This window comes from Sanguibacter suaedae (assembly GCF_016342785.1).
Classification (GTDB): domain Bacteria; phylum Actinomycetota; class Actinomycetes; order Actinomycetales; family Cellulomonadaceae; genus Sanguibacter; species Sanguibacter suaedae.
In genome coordinates this window covers 114876-131697 of record NZ_JAEINH010000003.1, presented here as the reverse complement: position 1 = coordinate 131697, position 16822 = coordinate 114876, and the positions used below count along the sequence as shown (strand labels likewise).

Below are 16822 nucleotides of genomic sequence, written 5' to 3'. Positions count from 1 at the left end.
GACCCGAGGGCCCGGACGCAGCGAGCGTCCGGGCCCTCGGGTGTCTCTCGGTCAGTCCTCGACCGGTCCGGACCCCCGACGGCGCACGGCGACGACGAGCGCCGTCCCCAGGCCGAGGAGGACCAGGGCGCCGACGAGCACCGTGCCGATGTCGGCACCGGTCCGCGCGAGAAGACCGCCGACGCCCGTCGCGGACACCGTCGCCGGGTCCGAGGTCGCGCCTGCGCCTGTGCCGGGGGTGCCTCCGGAGGGTCCGCCCGGCGTCCCTGGCGTGGCGTCGTCGCCACCCGGGGGAGTCCCTGGACCGCGGGGCGGTTCCGTCGCGTCCATGACGGTGATCGTCACCGAGGCCGTCATGCCGTCGAAGGTCGCGGTGACCGCCTTCCGTCCCGGCGTCGACATGTCGGGGGAGGAGATCGTCGCGAGCGCGGTGACGTCGCGCGTCGTCCCGTCCGCGTACGTGGCGACGACCGTCATGCCGGTTTGGTCGAAGGTGTCACCCACGGCGTAGTCGACCCGCGTCGGAGGCGTGGCGGTGACGGAGACGAGCTCGGCGTCCTCGGTGTCGACCCGGACGAGCCGGACGTCGTCGAGGTTCCCCCACGCGCCCGCGGTCAGGGCGAACGCGGCACCCACGGTGACGGTGCCGTCCTCGCCGACGAGCACGTCGTCGACGGTGGCGGTCGAGTAGGTGCGCCACCCGTCGAGCCGGACAGGCACGTCGAGCTCCTGGCCGCCGGAGGTGGCGGTGAGGACCAGCGTGTCGCCCTCACCGACGCTGCCGCCCTGGGTGGTCGCGGAGAGCCGGTAGGTGCCGGCGGGGAGGCCGGTGACCGTCTGCTCGACGGTGAACGCGTAGTCCTCGTCGGCCCAGAACTTCAGGGACCGCGCGCCGTCGGAGGCGTCCGGGTCGTCCTCGACCGCGGCGCCCGTCCCGGTGATGGTCCACATGGACAGGTCGTCGTCCTCGAAGGAGTGGTTGACGACCGCGTTCGCCGCGATGACGACGACGGTGGCGCTCACGGTGTGCCCGCTGTCCGTGGTGCCGACGATGTCGTAGGTCCCCGGTCCGTCGATCTCGTCGAGCCCGTTGCCCCAGGTCACGGCGTGCTGCTCCTGGGAGCCGTCGTTGTACCTCACGGTGACCGTGCTCGGGAGCTCGACCGGGGCGCCGTGTGCGACGGTGACCTCGACACCGGTGACGCCGACGACCTCGCGCGGGGCCGTGGACCCGGTCCGCGCGTAGCGGAAGACGTCGAGCGACTCGAGGGGCCTGCCGGTGACGTCGAAGAGGGCCTGGTTGTCCCACGACGACCCGCCGTACCACTCCCCGGCGTCCTCGGGGTCGTACTCGGCAGCGAAGCTCGACGCCCAGCCCGACCCGTGCGTCTCCCAGAGCGTCCTGTTCTGCTCGAGGTCCTCCGGAGGGCCGACGGGGAGCCAGGCGGGTTCCCAGTAGAAGACGCCGAGACCCGCGGGGCCGACGTCCGTCACGGCTTGCATGACGTCACGGACGGCGGTGGCCTGCCCCTGGACCGAGGACGGGTAGAGGGGGGAGGCGGTCGCCTCGCGGATGGTGTTCTCGTGGCCGTCACCGTCCTCGAGGGTGTAGTTCCACGAGGTCTCGGCGACCATGACCTTCTTGCCGTAGGTGTCTGCCACGGTGGACAGCACGGACGTGAGGTTGCTCAAGGACCCGTGCCAGTAGGGGTAGTAGGAGCTGGCGAAGACGTCGTAGTCGACCCCGTGCGTGTCGAGGCTCGCGGCGATGGACGCGTACGACCCCGCTCTCTCCGGGTTGGTGAAGTGCACCGCGACCAGCGCATCCGGGTACACGTCGCGGACGGCCCGGCTCCCGGCGCTGAAGATCTGCGACATCCCCGGCCAGCCGGTGACCCCGGCGACACCGTTGTTGGTCTCGTTGCCGACCTGCACCATGCCGACGTCCACGCCGGCGTCGCGCAACCGGGCGAGGGCGTCCGTCGTGAAGTCGGCGGTGGCGTCGGCCTTCTCGGCGACGGTCATGCCCTCCCAGGCCTTCGGCGCCTGCTGCTTGGCAGGGTCCGCCCAGAAGTCCGAGTAGTGGAAGTCCACGAGGAGCCGCATCCCGTGCGCGGTCGCGCGCTCGCCGATGGCGACGGCCGTCGCGACGTCGTTGTTGCCCCCGCCGTACCCGCGTCCGGCGGCGTCGGCGGGATCGTTCCAGACACGGACGCGCACGTAGTTGACGTCCGCGGTCTCCAGGACGTCGAAGAGGTCCGCGGGTGCGCCGTCGCGATCGCGGAACGTGACCCCGCTGTTCTCGAGGGCGACGATCGACGAGACGTCGACGCCGTTGACGAAGTCGTCGGCGAGGCCGTCGACCTTCTCGACGACGATGCCGGCCTCGACCGGTGGTTCGGGTTCTGCCGCCCAGGTGAGCTGGGGGGCGAGGAGCACCGCCGCGGCGGTCGCCAGGGCGGCCAGCCGTGGGGTGGTGTGTCGTCGGGGTGGGTGCATCGCGCATCACGTCCTGTCGAGCGTCGTTGTTCGAAGGGGACCAGCGGTGGTTCGACGGGCGGTGCGCACGAGGTCGTCGGCGACTCCGCGGATCTGGTCTGCGGCGACTGTACACGGTCCCAGTCCGAGGGTGAAGAGGACCGTGGCGCATCCGGGTCAATCGCTGCAAACGTTGACCAGTGACTCGGTTCATGGGCTGTGACCGTGCACAGCAAGGAGATGCGGCGGGCCCAGGACGAGCCTCGAGGGCGGGGTCCGATAGCCTCGCGGGGTGACTACCACCCCGCGCCTCGCCGACGTCGTCCGCGTCCTCGACGCCCGGTACCCACCGTCCACCGCCGAGTCCTGGGACAGGGTCGGGCTCGTCGTCGGGGACCCGCGCGACGAGGTCCGCGACGTCCTCTTCGCCGTCGATCCCGTCCAGGACGTCGTCGACGAGGCCCTCGACCTGGGGGTCGACCTCCTTGTCGCGCACCACCCGCTCCTCCTCTCCCCGGTGAGCTCCGTCGCCGGGACCTCGCCCAAGGGGGCGATCGTGACCGCCCTCCTGCGCGGCGGGTGCGCGCTCTACGTCGCCCACACGAACGCCGACGCCGCCGAGCGAGGCGTCGCCGACGCCCTTGCGGACGCTCTCGGCCTCGTCGACCGACGCCCGCTGGTCCCCGCCGGCGACGGCCCGTCGGGTGCACCCGTCGGGCTCGGTCGCGTGGGCCGCACGAAGGAACCGCTCACCCTGCGAGCCTTCGCCGACCGTGTCGCCGCAGCGCTCCCTGCGACCGAGCAGGGCATCAGGGTCGCCGGTGACCTCGACGCGACCGTCCGCACCGTCGCCGTCCTCGGCGGGTCCGGCGACTCCCTCATCGACGCCGTCCGCGCCGCGGGTGCCGATGTCTACGTGACGTCCGACCTCAAGCACCACGCCGTCTCCGAGGCGCGGGAGCAGGCGCTCTTCGACGCGAGCGCACGTGGCGACGCCACCTCCGGGGCGACGCCGTTCCTCGTCGACACCGCGCACTTCGCCAGCGAGTGGCCCTGGCTGAGCTATGCGGCTCGCGACCTGGTTCACGACCTCGAGGGGATCGGCACTACGGTGGGCACCAGAGTCAGCACGCGACGCACCGACCCGTGGACCTCCCGGGTCGCGTCGCCAGGGCTCGAGAACTCCACAGGCACAACGGAAGGACACCACCCGTGACCACGGCACCCGTCGAGGATCAACGTCGGCTCCTGGACGTCCAGGCCCTCGACACCCGCGTGCAGCAGCTGCAGCACAAGCGCACCACCCTTCCCGCGCTCGCCCGTCTCGTGGAGATCGACTCGCAGCTCGCGGACCTCCACACCGCCCTCGTGCAGTCCCGCACCGCCGCCAGCGACCTGCGCCGTGAGCTCGCCAAGGCCGAGTCGGACGTCGAGCAGGTCCGTGCCCGCGCCACGCGTGACCAGACCCGCCTCGACTCCGGTGCCGTGGGGGCCAAGGACGCCCAGGCCCTCATGAGCGAGCTCGAGTCCCTCACGCGCCGGCAGGGCGTCCTCGAAGAGGTCGAGCTCGACGTCATGGAACGCCTCGAGGCGCACGAGGACACCCTCGCCAAGCTCGACGAGGCTCACCAGAAGGTCCTCGAGGCCAAGACCGAGGCCGAGGCCGAGCGGGACGCCGGCTACGCCGAGATCGACCGCGAGCTGAACACCGTTCAAGGCGAGCGTGCGTCGCTCGCGGAAGGCCTCGACGCCGGTCTCGTCGCCGCTTACGACAAGCTGCGCTCGCAACTCGGTGGGCTCGGTGCGGCGGCCCTGCGCGGTCGGCGCTGCGAAGGGTGCCGTCTCGAGCTCAACCCCACGGACCTCCAGGCGATCCGCGCAGCCGCGCCGGACGAGGTGGTCCGCTGCGAGGAGTGCGGCCGCATCCTCGTGCGCCCCGTCGAGACCGCTGCCGCCGAGTAGCGCCGTGCCTGCTCCCGACGCATCGGGTGACCCCCGCCACAGGGTGCCGCGCCCACCCGGCGCCCCGCTGCGGTTCGACGACCAGAGACCTCTCACGCTCGTCCTCGTCCGCCACGGAGTCACCGAGCACACCCTGACCGGGGCGTACTCGGGCGGGTCCGAGCCCGGCCCGCCCCTGGCGGGTCACGGGCGCATCCAGGCGGCGCGCGCCGCGGACCTCGTGCACCGGATCGGCCGACAGCTGTGGCAGGACCTGCCGCACCCGACCGCTGTCGTCGCATCGCCGATGGTCCGGACGCAGGAGACCGCTGCGGCCGTGGGGCGCCGTCTCGGCCAGCCCGTCGCCACGGACGAGCGCCTCGCCGAGTGCGTCTTCGGGGAGTGGCAGGGCCTCACCGCCGCCGAGGTGGAGGCGCGCTGGCCGGGCGAGCTCCGCGGGTGGCACGAGTCCGGGACCGATCGGCCGCCCGGTGGAGAGTCGTTCGTCGACGTCGGTGCACGCGCGTGGTCCGCGGTGCAGGACCTCCTCGCCGGAGGCACCGGCCGCACGGTCGTCGTGGTCTCCCACGCCGTCGCGATCCGGTCGATCGTCGGGACGGCCCTCGGGACGGACCCGGGACGGTGGCAGCTCCTGCGTGTCGCCCCGTGCTCGGTGAGCATCCTCAACCTCTGGCCCGACGGCGCCGTCGAGGTGACGGCGCTCGGCGTGCTCCAGGAGACGTAGGACCTCGCCGGGGCAGGGGCGCCTCTCCGGCGCCTGCCGGGCGGGTCAGGTGACGACGAGCTCCAGGGTCGCCGGGCCGGTCCGCGCGCCGACGAGCGAGACCTCGAGGAACGACGTGCCCACGAGCTCGTGCGCCGCCTTGACGAGCTCGTCGCTCGTCCGCGGTGGCTCGGCGGGCCGGGTGAGGAGGTGCCGCGTGAGGACGCCCCGTGCGTGCTTGGCATTGTGCGACACGACGCTCCGACGCCCGTCGAGCTCGCGGAGCACCCGGACCGTCACCCAGTCGGTGCCCCTGGCCGGCTTCCATGCGGCCAGGTACGCCGCGGAACGGCAGTCGACGACGACGTCCCCCTCGGCGAGCGGCGCGAGCGCCTGGTCGAGATGCGGACGCCAGGACGGTGCGAGCGGTCCGACGCCCGTGAGGTCCGTGCCCATGGACAGCCGGTAGGCGGGGATGCGGTCCGCGGGGGAGACCGCGCCCCACAGCGCGGACACCGTGCGCACGGACGTCGCCGCGCGCGCGGCCTGGGCGTCGTCCAGGTCCGCGAGCCCCGCAGCTGCGTAGAGGACCCCCGTGTAGACGGAGGACGCCGGGCCCGCCGGCTCGACGTCGAGGCGCGTGTTGCGCGCCACGTCCTCGGCGAGGCTGGGACCGACACCCAGCCGCTCCATCGCGTCGGTGCCTGCGCTGACCCGGGCGAGCGCCCGGAGGACGCGCGTCCGGTGAACCGTGAGGTCGGGCGAGGAGAGTGCCGAGAGGTCGCACGGCGCGCCGCTCGCGGCGGGGGTCTTGCCCTCGGAGGGCGGGAGGAGCAGCAGCACCCGACGATTCTAGGCGGCCGCGGTGCGTGTACCGTCGGCTGGCATGGCACAGCTCAAGGTCTACGGTCGACGCTCGGTGTGGGCAGGACGACGGGAGGACCTCTCCGACGTCCTCCACGGCGCGCTGATGGCCGCGTGGCAGCTCCCGGAGGACAAGCGGTTCCAGCGCTTCGTCTGGCTCGACGACGACGATCTCGTGGCTCCCCGCGGGCACGCGTACCTCGTGGTCGAGGTCGTCGCGTTCGCCGGCCGGAGCACCCAGGCCGTCCGGGCGCTCGTCCGCGAGACGTACGCGCGGGTCTGCCCGGCGTTCGGGCTCCCCGTCGACGACCTCGAGATCGTCGTCCTCGAGAGTCCGCAGGACCGGTGGGGGATCCGCGGTGTGAGCGGGGACGAGCTGACGCTCACGTACCCGGTCACCCTCTAGTACCCTTGCGGTGCGGATGAGTTGGCCAGACGACCGCGTCGGGAGGTCCGCCTCCCGCCGAGGAACGTCCGGGCTCCACAGAGCGAGGTGGTGGGTAACGCCCACCCGGGGTGACCCGCGGGACAGTGCCACAGAGAACAGACCGCCGGGGCGTTCGCGCACCCGGTAAGGGTGAAACGGTGGTGTAAGAGACCACCAGCACGCCAGGTGACTGGCGTGGCTAGGTAAACCCCACCTGGAGCAAGGTCAGACAGGATGCGTCCGAGGGCTGCTCGCCCGAGCATCCGGGTAGGCCGCTGGAGGCGTACGGCGACGTACGTCGTAGATGGATGGTCGTCGCCCGCGCCGGGGCAACCGGGCGCGGGAACAGAACCCGGCGTACCGGCCAGCTCATCCGCCTTTTATGCTCTCTGAACTGTGGAAACATTCGGGAGTCTCCAGGGGTGAGATTCACGCGAGGTGGAAGAGGTCCTTGGCGAGCTCGATCTCGTTGTACGGCGCCTTGCCCTTCCCGCCGTCGGCCTCCCACTGCTTTTGGTCCTCGAGCGTCGCGGGGTGGCGGCGGACGAGGTCGGCCCACGTCTTGCGGCCGAGGGCGCGGACCGCGGACCATGCGGTCACGTCCTCGAGCGCGGCCTTCTTCTCCTCGGCGGTGGCCTTGAGTTCGGCGATGACGGCCTTGTCCCAGTCGACGATGCGGTTCGCGGCGTCGATCTCAGTTTCAGAGGGCGCGGCGGCGCGGGCGATGTGGATCCGGTCGGCCGCAGTGCTGAGCAGCTCTGCGGCGCGCACGTCGACGGCGCGCTGCGCCTGGAGGCATTCCAGATCGACCTCGGAGTCGAGGACGATCGGGACGCGGATGATGCGGGTGTTCTTCTGCGGCAGTGCCATGACGGCGTCCTTCCATGAGGGTCGTCCCCGCACACGAGCGAAGGGGTGCGGCGACGACGAGGGGGTGGTTACGCGGCGGCGACGACGGCGGCGTCGCGGATGGGCTCGGTTCGGTACAGGCTCACGATGTCCTCCGGGAGGCTCGCGTGGCGCGGTCGAGCTCGGTCGCAAACACGTCGGCGACGCCGGCGATGGCTGGGCGCCAGTGCGGGTACGGGGGCTGGCGGTAGTTGCGGCCGAGGGAATCTTCGCCGAAGAACCCGAACTCGAGACGGCGCGCCTGGGGCAGGTTCGTCGAGACGGTCGCGACGTCGGGGACGTTCGGCAGGAGGACTACGCGCCAGTCAGTGACCTGGACTTGGACGCCGGGGATGAGCTCGCCCGTCGCGCCGCCGGTCTTGATGATGATGCCCTGCTGCTTCCCGAGCGCCTGGACGGCGACGGGCCGCTCGAGCGTGACTGGGTCGGTCTCCCCGAAGATCTCGACGGCCGGGGTGACCTCAGTCCCGAACGTGCGGACGGCGGATGCGGCGAGGGTGCCGCCGAGGTTGAGGACGGGGCCGAGGTCAACCACGGACGTTCTCCGCGAGGACCTCGATGCGCGCGGCGTAGGAGCCGCGCATGCTCGTCAGGAGTGGGCGGACCTCGGCGTCGAGCGCGACGGGGTCGAGGGTGGCCTGCCAGTCCCCGGGCCGGGCGCGAAACTCGTCGTCGGTGGGATCGCGGACGACGGTCACGATCGCGTCCCCGTGATGGTGACCTTGGGCTTGAGATGCAGGACGAGCGCCGCCTGGTCGCCGGCTGCCTGCGTGAACTCGACCGCGACGACGTCGTCCGACACGTTCACGCCGCCGAAGGTGACCGCGGCGGTGGCGGGAGACGTGGTGGTGAGCGTGAACGGCGTGGTCGCGGTGCGTGGGTCGTCATGCCGCGATGGTCACTCGGGCGGTGGCACTCGCTTCTGCGTGAGGGTCGCGTTCCGAGCGGCGGCCTTGGACCCGACGACCCAGGCCTGGAGGTCGATGTTCGTGCGCCTGCGGGTAGAGCCACCTGGGAGTCGAGGGAGACGCGTCGGGTGGGCGGGCGTAGGCGGCCGCACGAGCCTGCCCGCGGCTTCCTGGTCGGCGTGCTGCGCCTCGGTCGTGGTCGCTCGAGCGACCTTCGCGTCCGCCGCCGACGAGATGTCGATCCGGGGCGACGACGAGCGTCGGCAGTTTGGATAGCTGATCGGGTACTCGCGAGCGTGACGATCATGCCGTTGTCCTTTTGGAGGTCGTCTTGCGACGTCCACTCGCAGGCGGCGCCGTCGAAGATCTCCATCCACTCCACGCCGAGCGCCTCGGCCTGGTTGAACGCTCCCTCCTGGTACGCCATGACCGTCTTCGTGCGCACGACCATGTCCGTGTACGTCGACAGGCCGATCTTGCGCCCGTTCGCGTAGGTGACGGCCGTGATTCCGTTCGGTAGGAGTTCGGCGGGAGTTCGGCGGCCAGGCGCACCCCGGCCTGCCCGCGGTGAGGCCGGAGTAGATCTTCGCGCACACCCAGTCCGGGGCCATTGTGCGGGTGAACGCCTTCGCAGACTCGTCCATGCCGCGGGTCGCGAGGAGGATGTCGGCCATCGTGTCCTTAGCGAGTGCCGCGATCACGTTGGTGTCGATGGCAGCGAAGGCCGTGGGCGTGCCGAGGGTCGTGGCGACGGTGAACGCACCGATCTCGTAGGCCGCCTGCGTGGCCGTCAGGACTTGCGTGGCGGCGAGCGTGTCCCTGGTCCCCGAGCGCGCACACGGCCGCCTCGAGCTCGGTGAGGCGGTTCACGCGCACCGCCGGGGCGAGGCCCCACCACTCACGCAGGAGCTCGTCCAGCTCGCGCACGATCCACGCCCACACGGCCGCCACTTCAGTCCGCAGCTGGGCGGTGAGCGCTTCGATGCTGTCGGGCTGGGTCACCAGTAGCCGTCCGGGCGCAGGATCGGTGCGATCTGGAGCCGGCCGGACGTGGAGGTCGGGTTGAGGAGGTCCTCGGGGCGGGCGATCTGCGCGGCGAGGCTCGCAAGAGTCGCCTTCGAGAAGCCGACCGTGAGAACGCCGTCGAGCCCGAAGTTCGAGACCTCTGGCCCGCCGGCGGACGCGTCGGCGTACCGGCGCAAGAGGATGCGGATCGCCACGGGCAGCCAGTGCCCGAGCTCGTCGAACCACTCCTCGAGCGTTGCATCGTCAGGGCTGGTGACCTCGTCGCGGATGAGTGCGGGATCAGGGGGGCGTCATGGGCGGGCCTCCTGAGTCCATCGTCCGTGAGGGGGGATTCGTGAGGACCGACCTCGGGTATGTCAGTGTGGGTGTACAACTAACGTCATGGGAGCAGCAGAGTGGATCAGTATCGGAACCGTCGCCGTAGCGCTAGTGGCAGTCCTCTCGGCGCTCTTCCACGGCGATCGAAGTCTCGCCCGAGTCGAAGCGATCCGTGAAGCACGAGCGCTAGTTATTGCGGGCGGCCTTTCGACCAACGAAGAGAAACAGCTGAAGCAGTTCATCAAGTTCACTTCGCACCAGCTCAGCAATGTGTGGTGGCGCACCCCCTACACGGGTGCCGGTGTCGTGGCACTTCTCGCCGCCCTAGCAGCTTGGGGCTCGGCTTTCGCGGTGATGAACACCTCCAATGAGTCCGTGTCAGTCGTTTTCTGGCTCGCAATCGCCTACACGGTCATCGGAATCGTGATGCTCATCGTTGGGGCGGTAATCCAAGCGCGGCGTGGGTACAAGAACCTGCCCGCTTGGACGAACTAGCTGTTCTGTGTCATGACGTTGGTGACACCTTCTCGGAGGCGTGAGGCTGGGGGTTGGTTCCTGGCTGCAGTGTGTGGTCGATGGTAGTTGTAGTGGATGCTCCAGACGTCGATTGCCGCGGTGCGGTGGGCTTCTGAGGCCATCCGCGGGCGTAGAGAAGTTCCTCGGCCAGGGTGTGGTTGTAGCGTTCGACTTTCCCGTTGTGCTTGGGGGTGGGGCTGGATGCGTTGGTGCTTGGCCGCGGTCGCCAAGGCCGCCTGGTGGAAGTCCTTGGCCCGGTAGTTCGACCCGTTGTCAGTCATGACCCGGGTGATGCGGGCGATGCCGTGGGCGGCGAAGAACGCCCGTGCGCGGGCCCAGAATTCGATGGTGGTGGTGGTGGCGGCGGTCTCGTTGGGGAGCGCTTCGGTGTAGGCCAGGCGGGAGAAGCCGTCGACCGCGGAGTGCAGGTGGACGTATCCGGCCCTAGCGGCCTTGGCCTTGGCCCGGTTGACGGCCCTGGCCTGCGGTGAACCTCGTCCGTAAACCCGCCAGCCACCGCCGTCAGGGATCCACCCGACCTTCTTCACATCCAGATGAACCATCTGACTAGGATGCCGGGCCACGATCCGGCGGACGACCCGGTTGCTCACTCTGGTGGGGTCGGTGTCCCGCCGCTGGGCGATCTCCAACCTACGCAACCACCGAGCCGCCGCCACCGGAGCAATTTGGTGGCCCTCACGGACCAGCTCGAGATGGACCTGGCGGGCCGTCCACTTGTGGGTGCGGCGCAGGTCCTCGATCCGTTCCACCACCCCAGGCGAGGTCTGGGTCGGGCTCGAGAACGGGGCGCTGGACCGGTCTACCCGTCCGGCCTCGCCAAGGCGCTTATAGCGGCGCAACCACTTCGTCACGGTCGCACGCGCGACGCCGGCCTCGGCCGCTACGTGGGCAATCGGACGATGCTCGCAGCGCCGCATCAATCGCAGTCTTCCGGCAGGGGTCGGCGGGGCATTAGCGTGGGTCATGAGGGGTAGGTCCTTCGAGCAGGCGGTTGTAGAGGTACTTTCATCCTGCACGACCGGGACCTACCCCTCGCCTATGCCCCCACCCCCTCCGGTGCGTCACCAACGTCATGACCCACAACAGTTAGTCGGCTGTCGGCGCGATTCGGGCTGCCCGACGCGCGTTTACTCGCGCCGGACCTTGATAGACTTCGTTCAGCACCTCGTCCATGAAGGCGAGAACGTCCGCAGCTTGACCGTCGCTAACGGGCTCGATAAAGTCACCATGGGCCATATCGTTGCCGAGAAACCGGATCTCGTGCGCGGTCTCAGCAATGAGAGGCCGGATGTGCCCAGCAGCTTCTAGGCCGTTGATCTTCGTTGCCAGCGTCCCCTTGACTATGCCCTTGTCTTTGGCTGTCGCCTCTACAACCGATCGGCCGAGGAGGATTGCCGCTCGAAGCGCGGAGATGGAGAAGCATCGGTATGCCTCGTCAGCCGCGGATGCGATGTGCTCCGGTACGTCAGGGAACTGCTTTCCTTCGACCTTAGAAGGATGCCATTCAAGGTTGGTGGCGGCGTCCATGTACGTTTTTACGTTCCCGCTGGCCGTGCCTTTGCTGTTCTCCCAGCGCGCGACCGACCAAACGCCGCAGTGATCGCATCGGTACGCCCCCCACCAGAACGTTGGCTCGGCCGCCGCGCGAGGGTCTGCAGCAGTGGTGTGGTGAGAGAAGGACCCGCATGACCAGCACACTCTTGATGCCATGAGCGGATACTAGCCGGATCTGCGCCCTGCCGGGTCCTCTTCTCCTCGCCGCGCGCGCTCACGCGTCTTGGTCGCGGAGTGCGCTGACTCCGGCAGGGAGTCGGCCGGTCAGCGGGAGTCGACCTGCGTGACCGCGGGGGTGTCGGACGGTTCGCTCATGGTCTGCGCGGGGTGTCAGTGGCCCGCACTACCGTGAGCCATGGTCATATCGGGCCGTTTCGACAAGGAGGAGTCACCGTGGGCAAGGTTGAGATCAAGTGGAACGACGCCGCCGCGAAGAGGATGTTCGCGCCGGTCGAGCTGGATCGCACGAAGTCTGAGTCGCAGCAGGTGTCGGACACGATGAAGGAGCTCAAGAAGCGCGGAGTGACGCCGGACCGCTCGGCGGTCACGAAGATGGTCCGGGACGCGAACAAGAACTAGTCAGCGGCCGCGCGTGCCCGCCCGGCGCCGCTCCATCGGGCACGCCTAGACTCCGGACGTGGATCCGACAGCGACCCCGAAGGAGCTCAACAAGAGCTCGAAGACCATCCGGGCGTGGCTGCGCACCAATGGCTTCCAGGTCGTCCAGCGGGCGCCATGCCACCTGACGCCTGAGCGGGCTAAGCAGGTCAGGGCGCGCTTCCCGAGTAGGTCAGCGCCCGCGCATGCCTGCCCGGCCGGCTTCGCGGCGACGGACCCCTCGAAGTGCTCGGTTAGCAGGAATGCGGTGAGGCCGCGCACCGCGGCGTCGGTCCGCTCGGGGGAGTCACCCGAGCCCGTCCACGTGAGTTGCTGCGTCTCGAGCGCATCGAGGCGGGTCGTGCCGTCGGATACGTGGCGGACGCCGCCGATCTCGTAGAAGGCTACGGTGGACTCCGCGCGGGTCCGCTTAGATTGCGACGCCGTGACGGACCGGACGCGCGGGGGAAGGCGCGTGGGCGGACGCTGGCGGTGCATGTGCCGCCACGCGGAGCGGAGGAGTTCGAGGACCATCTCGCCGCCCTGGTTGTCCTCGATAATGACCTCATCCGCGTTTCAGTCGAGGAGGCCGCCCACACTGCGGTGCCCCATTCGATGGGGTGCCCTTGAGTGTGCGGTTGTCGAGCATCCACGTGATGCCCTCCCTGTCGAGGGCGGTCACGATGATAGCGGTCATGTCCGACGTGCTCCTCGACTTCGCTGCGGGGTCGACGGAGACGGCGAGCTTGGCGTACATGTCTCCTCTCGCGCACCTGCCTGTCGGCCTCCGCCTTCTGCGCGCGAGTTGCCTCTGCGGATTGCTTCTCCTGAAGGCTGCGAAGCTGGCGCACCGAGCGGATGCGCGACGCAGTCGACGGAATCATTCTCCCGGCTCCCACCCAGCCCCTGCGGCGTAAAGACATAGGTCAAGAGCGCGTCGGACGAAACCCGGCGTACCGGCCAGCTCATCCGCGCACGACCGCCGGCCTCAGCCCAGCGGGGGACCGGCACGCTCGTCCGGGCTCCGTACGGCGAGCTCCGCACGGAGCTCCCGGATCTCCGTCGCGAGGGCGTCGACCTGGCTCCGGGTCGCGGCCTGCTCCGCCTCGGACACGTCGGAGACACGGTCCACGAGCCACGACGCGAGGGTGGCGGTGACCACACCGAGGAGCGCGATCCCCGCGATCATGAGCAGCGAGGCGACGATCCGTCCCGTGACGGTCACCGGGTAGGTGTCCCCGTACCCGACGGTGGTCAGCGTCGCCATGGCCCACCACAGCCCGTCGCCGAAGCCGCCGATCACGGCGTCCGGGTGACCGCGCTCCGCATCGGTGATGGCGAGCGCCCCGCAGAGGATGAGCAGCACCGTCCCGCCCGTGGCGTAGGTGACGACCCGTCCCCGCAACCCGTACACCCCCGTGCGGTTGAGGACGTTGAGGAGCGTGATCAGCTGCAGCAGCCGCAGCGGGCGGAGCATGGGCAGCAGGATCACGGCGAGGTCGAACAGGTGCGTGCGGGCGAACGACCGCCGGTCCCGGCTCAACGCCGGGCGCGCCACGTAGTCCACGCAGAACGCGGCCCACGTGACCGCGACGAGCGCACCGCACACCACGGCCACCGTCCCACCGGTGCGCGGCCAGACGATCGGCACCGCGTACGCGACGAGGAAGACGAACGCCGCAGCGGTGAGCGCCCGCTCCGACCGTCGCTCCCACTCTTCGACCCGGTCCATGACCGCCATGCTGCCAGACGTGCGGCGCTCGCCGTGCACCACGCCCCGGACCTCCTTAGGGTCGAGGGATCAGTACGCACGGACCGAGCACGCAGTGGAGGACACGATGACCGACCAGACGCCCGACCGCGACGCACTGCCCGTCCCGGACTACGATCACCTGCCCACGGGGAGCCTCGCCCACCGCATCCGGTCCCTCGACGCGAGCGAGATCGGCGCTCTCCTCGCCTACGAGGAGGCTCATGGTGACCGTCTGCCCATCACCCAGGTGCTGCGCACCCGCCTCGACGAGGTGGAGTCCGGCGCCGAGCTGTCCTCCGGGGACGCCTCGGCCGTGGCACCCGAGCTCGCTCCGGACCCGCAGGGCTCGGGGCCGGTCAGCCCGGACACGCAGGGCCCCGTCCAGAACCCGCCGTCGCAGGGGGTGCCGACCAACCCGGCCCAGCCGCGTCGCTGAACCCGGGTCCGCGGGGCGACAGTTGAAGGGGCAATCAGGTTTTGCTCAGGCAAAGGTCTTGCCAAGAGGATTATCGGCCATCTAGCCTGGACATCACATCGACGAGGCCGCCCGGCCGAGGAACCGGCCCGCCAGATGACCGCGACCCGTGAAAAGTGGTGTGTCATGAAGGACGTCAAGGAACGCAGCGGCGGAATCCGGTTGGTCGGCGAGGCCACGCAGAGCGTCGTCTCCATGTGGGGCGAGATCGACGGAGCGCTCCGGACCGAGGCGAGCATGGCGCTCGCCATGGCCCTGGACCGGGACCTCCCGGTGGTCATCGACACCTCCGACGTCCTGTTCATGGACTCCATGGGTATCGCGTTCCTCGTGCAGTTCTACACGATCGGCCACGAGGAGGGTCTCGACGTCCACCTGCGCAACCCGCCCGCCGCCGTGAGCGACGTCCTCGGGATGCTGGGTGTCGACGACTTCTTCGAGAGCGCGCCGGCGAACAGCCGTGGAGGCCTGGTCCTCAGCTGAGAGACGCGACGCGGCACCTGTTCGACGAAGCCCGCCACCGGACGTCCGGTGGCGGGCTTCGCCGTCCTCGTCGGCGGCGGTCTCGCCGACAGGGTGGTTCAGTGCAGCCGCGCAGCCAACGCCGCCGCCCCGACGATCCCCGCCCGGTTGCGCAGGGTGGCCGGGATGATCGGCGCCCGGAGGTCGAGCAGGGGGAGGAACTCCTCGTGGTGCTTGCTCACGCCGCCCCCGACGACGATGAGGTCGGGGGAGAAGAGGTACTCCACGACCGAGAAGTAGCGCTGGAGACGCTCGGCCCACTCGCCCCAGGAGAGGTCCTCGCGCGAGCGCGCCGACTCCGCCGCACGCGATTCGGCGTCGAAGCCGTCGATCTCCAGGTGCCCCAGCTCCGTGTTCGGCAGGAGGTTCCCGTCGACGATGATCGCACTGCCGATGCCCGTGCCGAGCGTCACGACGAGGACGACCCCCTCGGCGCCGCGGGCGGCCCCGTAGGCGGCCTCCCCGAAACCGGCGGCGTCCGCGTCGTTCACGGCGACGACGCGGGTGCCGAGCGCCTGCGAGGCGAGGTCCTCGAGGTCGACCCCGGCCCACGAGGCGTGGAGGTTCGCGATGCTCGGGATGACCCCGTGGTGGATGGGTGCCGGGAACGCGATACCGATGGGGGTGTCGTCGGAGAGCTCGAACGAGCCGCGCAGCTCGCGCAGCACGCCGTCGACGGCCTCGGGCGTCGACTCGCGCGGGGTCGGGATGCGGACCCGGTCCGCTGCGAACTCTCCGGAACCGAGGTCGACCGGGGCGCCCTTGATGCCCGACCCCCCGACGTCGATGCCGAACGCGAGGGACCCTGCGGGTCCGTGGTCCCCGGGAAGGGTGGGTGAGGTGCTCATGGCAGTGTGAGGATCTCCGCTCCGGTGTCGGTGACGACGAGGGTGTGCTCGAACTGTGCTGTCCGCCGGCCGTCCGCGGTGACCACGGTCCAGCCGTCGTCCCACATGGTCCAGTCGTAGGTGCCGAGCGTGAGCATCGGCTCGATGGTGAAGACCATCCCGGTCTCGATCACGGTGTCGTGGTGGGGCGCCGCGTCGAAGTGGGGGATGACCAGGCCGGTGTGGAAGGCCTCGCCGACACCGTGCCCCGTGTAGTCACGGACGGTGCCGTACCCGAAACGGTCGGCGTACTTCTCGATGACCCGCCCGATGACGTTGACCTCGCGCCCCGGCTTGACCGCCTTGATCGCGCGGGCGAGCGCCTCCCGGGTCCTCTCCACGAGGAGGTGCGAGTCCTCGTCGACCTCGCCCACCTCGAACGTCGCGTTGTTGTCGCCATGGACACCGTCGACGTACGCCGTGATGTCGACGTTCACGATGTCGCCGTCGGCGAGGACGGTCGAGTCCGGGATCCCGTGACAGACGACCTCGTTGACCGAGGTGCACAACGACTTGGGGAAGCCGCGGTACCCCAGGGTCGAGGGGTACGCCTGGTGGTCGAGGAGGAACTCGTGCCCGATCCGGTCGAGCGCGTCAGTGGTCACGCCCGGCGCGACGTGCCTGCCGACCTCCGCGAGGGCCTGCGCGGCGATGCGCGACGCCACCCGGATCCGCTCGATCGTGTCCGGAGCGACCACGTCGCTCCCCGTGAACGGCGCCGGGCCGGGACGACCCACGTACTCGGGGCGGGGGATCGAGGACGGGACGGACAGGACCGGGCTCACGGTCCCGGGGGTGAGCGGCGCTCTCGGCGCGTGGACGGTCGGCATACCTGGCAGTCTACGGACTGATCGTCCGCGTCGTCCGCCCGGCACGGGTGGACGACGCGGAACGCGCGACGG

Annotated in this window: 19 protein-coding genes, 1 other RNA gene and 1 pseudogene; 10 read left to right on the top strand and 11 right to left on the bottom strand. The window is 70.2% G+C overall.

What is annotated here, in order from left to right:
* Positions 1 to 51: 51 nt before the first annotated feature.
* The gene (locus tag JAV76_RS15220; protein ID WP_198732872.1) at positions 52 to 2499 is read right to left on the bottom strand and encodes a glycosyl hydrolase 53 family protein; all 2448 of its coding nucleotides are present in this window, start codon (positions 2497 to 2499) and stop codon (positions 52 to 54) included.
* Between the two features lie 271 nt (positions 2500 to 2770).
* On the opposite strand from JAV76_RS15220, the gene JAV76_RS04685 reads away from it, so the two are divergent.
* Genes JAV76_RS04685 through JAV76_RS04675 form a run of 3 tightly spaced genes read left to right on the top strand, consistent with a single transcriptional unit; the run spans position 2771 to position 5164 of the window.
* The gene (locus tag JAV76_RS04685) at positions 2771 to 3694 is read left to right on the top strand and encodes a Nif3-like dinuclear metal center hexameric protein (RefSeq protein ID WP_198732871.1); all 924 of its coding nucleotides are present in this window, start codon (positions 2771 to 2773) and stop codon (positions 3692 to 3694) included.
* A complete protein-coding gene (locus JAV76_RS04680; RefSeq protein WP_198732870.1) occupies positions 3691 to 4440 on the top strand; it encodes a zinc ribbon domain-containing protein in 750 nt (249 codons plus the stop codon). Before JAV76_RS04685 ends, JAV76_RS04680 begins: the two co-directional genes overlap by 4 nt.
* 4 nt (positions 4441 to 4444) lie before the next feature.
* Positions 4445 to 5164 (top strand): histidine phosphatase family protein, encoded by a 720-nt coding sequence (locus JAV76_RS04675; RefSeq protein ID WP_198732869.1) that lies wholly within the window; start codon positions 4445 to 4447, stop codon positions 5162 to 5164.
* Positions 5165 to 5209: 45 nt separating this feature from the next.
* Here JAV76_RS04675 and JAV76_RS04670 read toward each other — a convergent pair whose 3' ends face one another.
* The gene (locus JAV76_RS04670; RefSeq protein WP_198732868.1) at positions 5210 to 5986 is read right to left on the bottom strand and encodes a YaaA family protein; all 777 of its coding nucleotides are present in this window, start codon (positions 5984 to 5986) and stop codon (positions 5210 to 5212) included.
* Between the two features lie 43 nt (positions 5987 to 6029).
* On the opposite strand from JAV76_RS04670, the gene JAV76_RS04665 reads away from it, so the two are divergent.
* Complete coding sequence (locus JAV76_RS04665; RefSeq protein WP_198732867.1) at positions 6030 to 6413, top strand: tautomerase family protein; 384 nt, start codon at positions 6030 to 6032, stop codon at positions 6411 to 6413.
* Between the two features lie 17 nt (positions 6414 to 6430).
* Positions 6431 to 6810, top strand: an RNA gene (gene rnpB / locus JAV76_RS04660) — RNase P RNA component class A.
* Positions 6811 to 6863: 53 nt separating this feature from the next.
* Here the strand turns inward: rnpB and JAV76_RS04655 are convergent.
* From JAV76_RS04655 to JAV76_RS04645, 3 genes are all read right to left on the bottom strand, one after another.
* Positions 6864 to 7304 carry a hypothetical protein gene (locus JAV76_RS04655; protein WP_198732866.1) on the bottom strand — a complete coding sequence of 147 codons (441 nt, stop codon included), beginning with the start codon at positions 7302 to 7304 and terminating at the stop codon, positions 6864 to 6866.
* 121 nt (positions 7305 to 7425) lie between these two features.
* Entirely contained in the window at positions 7426 to 7878 is a 453-nt protein-coding gene (locus JAV76_RS04650; RefSeq protein WP_198732865.1) for a hypothetical protein, read from the bottom strand.
* Complete coding sequence (locus JAV76_RS04645; RefSeq protein ID WP_198732864.1) at positions 7871 to 8041, bottom strand: hypothetical protein; 171 nt, start codon at positions 8039 to 8041, stop codon at positions 7871 to 7873. The genes JAV76_RS04650 and JAV76_RS04645 overlap by 8 nt, the downstream gene beginning before the upstream one ends.
* A gap of 515 nt (positions 8042 to 8556) precedes the next feature.
* On the opposite strand from JAV76_RS04645, the gene JAV76_RS15380 reads away from it, so the two are divergent.
* The gene (locus JAV76_RS15380) at positions 8557 to 8745 is read left to right on the top strand and encodes a hypothetical protein (RefSeq protein WP_198732863.1); all 189 of its coding nucleotides are present in this window, start codon (positions 8557 to 8559) and stop codon (positions 8743 to 8745) included.
* A gap of 504 nt (positions 8746 to 9249) precedes the next feature.
* Here the strand turns inward: JAV76_RS15380 and JAV76_RS04635 are convergent.
* Positions 9250 to 9471, bottom strand: coding sequence for a hypothetical protein (locus JAV76_RS04635; RefSeq protein WP_198732862.1), 222 nt, complete (start codon positions 9469 to 9471; stop codon positions 9250 to 9252).
* 187 nt (positions 9472 to 9658) lie between these two features.
* On the opposite strand from JAV76_RS04635, the gene JAV76_RS04630 reads away from it, so the two are divergent.
* The gene (locus tag JAV76_RS04630; RefSeq protein ID WP_198732861.1) at positions 9659 to 10090 is read left to right on the top strand and encodes a hypothetical protein; all 432 of its coding nucleotides are present in this window, start codon (positions 9659 to 9661) and stop codon (positions 10088 to 10090) included.
* Here the strand turns inward: JAV76_RS04630 and JAV76_RS04625 are convergent.
* Together JAV76_RS04625 and JAV76_RS04620 are read right to left on the bottom strand one after the other, a co-directional pair.
* Positions 10087 to 11097, bottom strand: a pseudogene (locus JAV76_RS04625) (IS481 family transposase). The gene JAV76_RS04630 and the pseudogene JAV76_RS04625 sit on opposite strands and share 4 nt — an antisense overlap.
* A 121-nt stretch (positions 11098 to 11218) precedes the next feature.
* Complete coding sequence (locus JAV76_RS04620; RefSeq protein ID WP_198732860.1) at positions 11219 to 11659, bottom strand: DUF4145 domain-containing protein; 441 nt, start codon at positions 11657 to 11659, stop codon at positions 11219 to 11221.
* A gap of 420 nt (positions 11660 to 12079) precedes the next feature.
* Here JAV76_RS04620 and JAV76_RS04615 point away from each other — a divergent pair, with 420 nt between their 5' ends.
* Entirely contained in the window at positions 12080 to 12265 is a 186-nt protein-coding gene (locus JAV76_RS04615) for a hypothetical protein (protein ID WP_198732859.1), read from the top strand.
* Positions 12266 to 13271: 1006 nt separating this feature from the next.
* Here the strand turns inward: JAV76_RS04615 and JAV76_RS04610 are convergent.
* The gene (locus JAV76_RS04610) at positions 13272 to 14015 is read right to left on the bottom strand and encodes a potassium channel family protein (RefSeq protein ID WP_198732858.1); all 744 of its coding nucleotides are present in this window, start codon (positions 14013 to 14015) and stop codon (positions 13272 to 13274) included.
* Positions 14016 to 14121: 106 nt separating this feature from the next.
* Here JAV76_RS04610 and JAV76_RS04605 point away from each other — a divergent pair, with 106 nt between their 5' ends.
* Positions 14122 to 14472, top strand: a complete 351-nt coding sequence (locus JAV76_RS04605) for a DUF8129 domain-containing protein (protein WP_198732857.1) — start codon at positions 14122 to 14124, stop codon at positions 14470 to 14472.
* 165 nt (positions 14473 to 14637) lie between these two features.
* Positions 14638 to 14994: an STAS domain-containing protein gene (locus tag JAV76_RS04600; protein WP_198732856.1), complete on the top strand. Its 357-nt coding sequence runs from the start codon at positions 14638 to 14640 to the stop codon at positions 14992 to 14994.
* Between the two features lie 98 nt (positions 14995 to 15092).
* On the opposite strand, the gene ppgK is transcribed toward JAV76_RS04600, so the two are convergent.
* Both ppgK and map read right to left on the bottom strand, forming a co-directional pair.
* Positions 15093 to 15881 carry a polyphosphate--glucose phosphotransferase gene (ppgK, locus tag JAV76_RS04595; protein ID WP_198732855.1) on the bottom strand — a complete coding sequence of 263 codons (789 nt, stop codon included), beginning with the start codon at positions 15879 to 15881 and terminating at the stop codon, positions 15093 to 15095.
* Positions 15878 to 16750 (bottom strand): type I methionyl aminopeptidase, encoded by an 873-nt coding sequence (gene map, locus JAV76_RS04590; RefSeq protein ID WP_198732854.1) that lies wholly within the window; start codon positions 16748 to 16750, stop codon positions 15878 to 15880. The genes ppgK and map overlap by 4 nt, the downstream gene beginning before the upstream one ends.
* Between the last annotated feature and the right edge of the window lie 72 nt (positions 16751 to 16822).

Coding starts and splice junctions, on each gene's coding strand:
- JAV76_RS15220 (WP_198732872.1), bottom strand. CDS start 2,499: ATGCACCCACCCCGACGACACACCACCCCACGGCTGGCCGCCCTGGCG.
- JAV76_RS04665 (WP_198732867.1), top strand. CDS start 6,030: ATGGCACAGCTCAAGGTCTACGGTCGACGCTCGGTGTGGGCAGGACGA.
- JAV76_RS04655 (WP_198732866.1), bottom strand. CDS start 7,304: ATGGCACTGCCGCAGAAGAACACCCGCATCATCCGCGTCCCGATCGTC.
- JAV76_RS15380 (WP_198732863.1), top strand. CDS start 8,557: ATGCCGTTGTCCTTTTGGAGGTCGTCTTGCGACGTCCACTCGCAGGCG.
- JAV76_RS04630 (WP_198732861.1), top strand. CDS start 9,659: ATGGGAGCAGCAGAGTGGATCAGTATCGGAACCGTCGCCGTAGCGCTA.
- JAV76_RS04620 (WP_198732860.1), bottom strand. CDS start 11,659: ATGGACGCCGCCACCAACCTTGAATGGCATCCTTCTAAGGTCGAAGGA.
- JAV76_RS04610 (WP_198732858.1), bottom strand. CDS start 14,015: ATGGACCGGGTCGAAGAGTGGGAGCGACGGTCGGAGCGGGCGCTCACC.
- JAV76_RS04605 (WP_198732857.1), top strand. CDS start 14,122: ATGACCGACCAGACGCCCGACCGCGACGCACTGCCCGTCCCGGACTAC.
- JAV76_RS04600 (WP_198732856.1), top strand. CDS start 14,638: ATGAAGGACGTCAAGGAACGCAGCGGCGGAATCCGGTTGGTCGGCGAG.
- ppgK (WP_198732855.1), bottom strand. CDS start 15,881: ATGAGCACCTCACCCACCCTTCCCGGGGACCACGGACCCGCAGGGTCC.
- map (WP_198732854.1), bottom strand. CDS start 16,750: ATGCCGACCGTCCACGCGCCGAGAGCGCCGCTCACCCCCGGGACCGTG.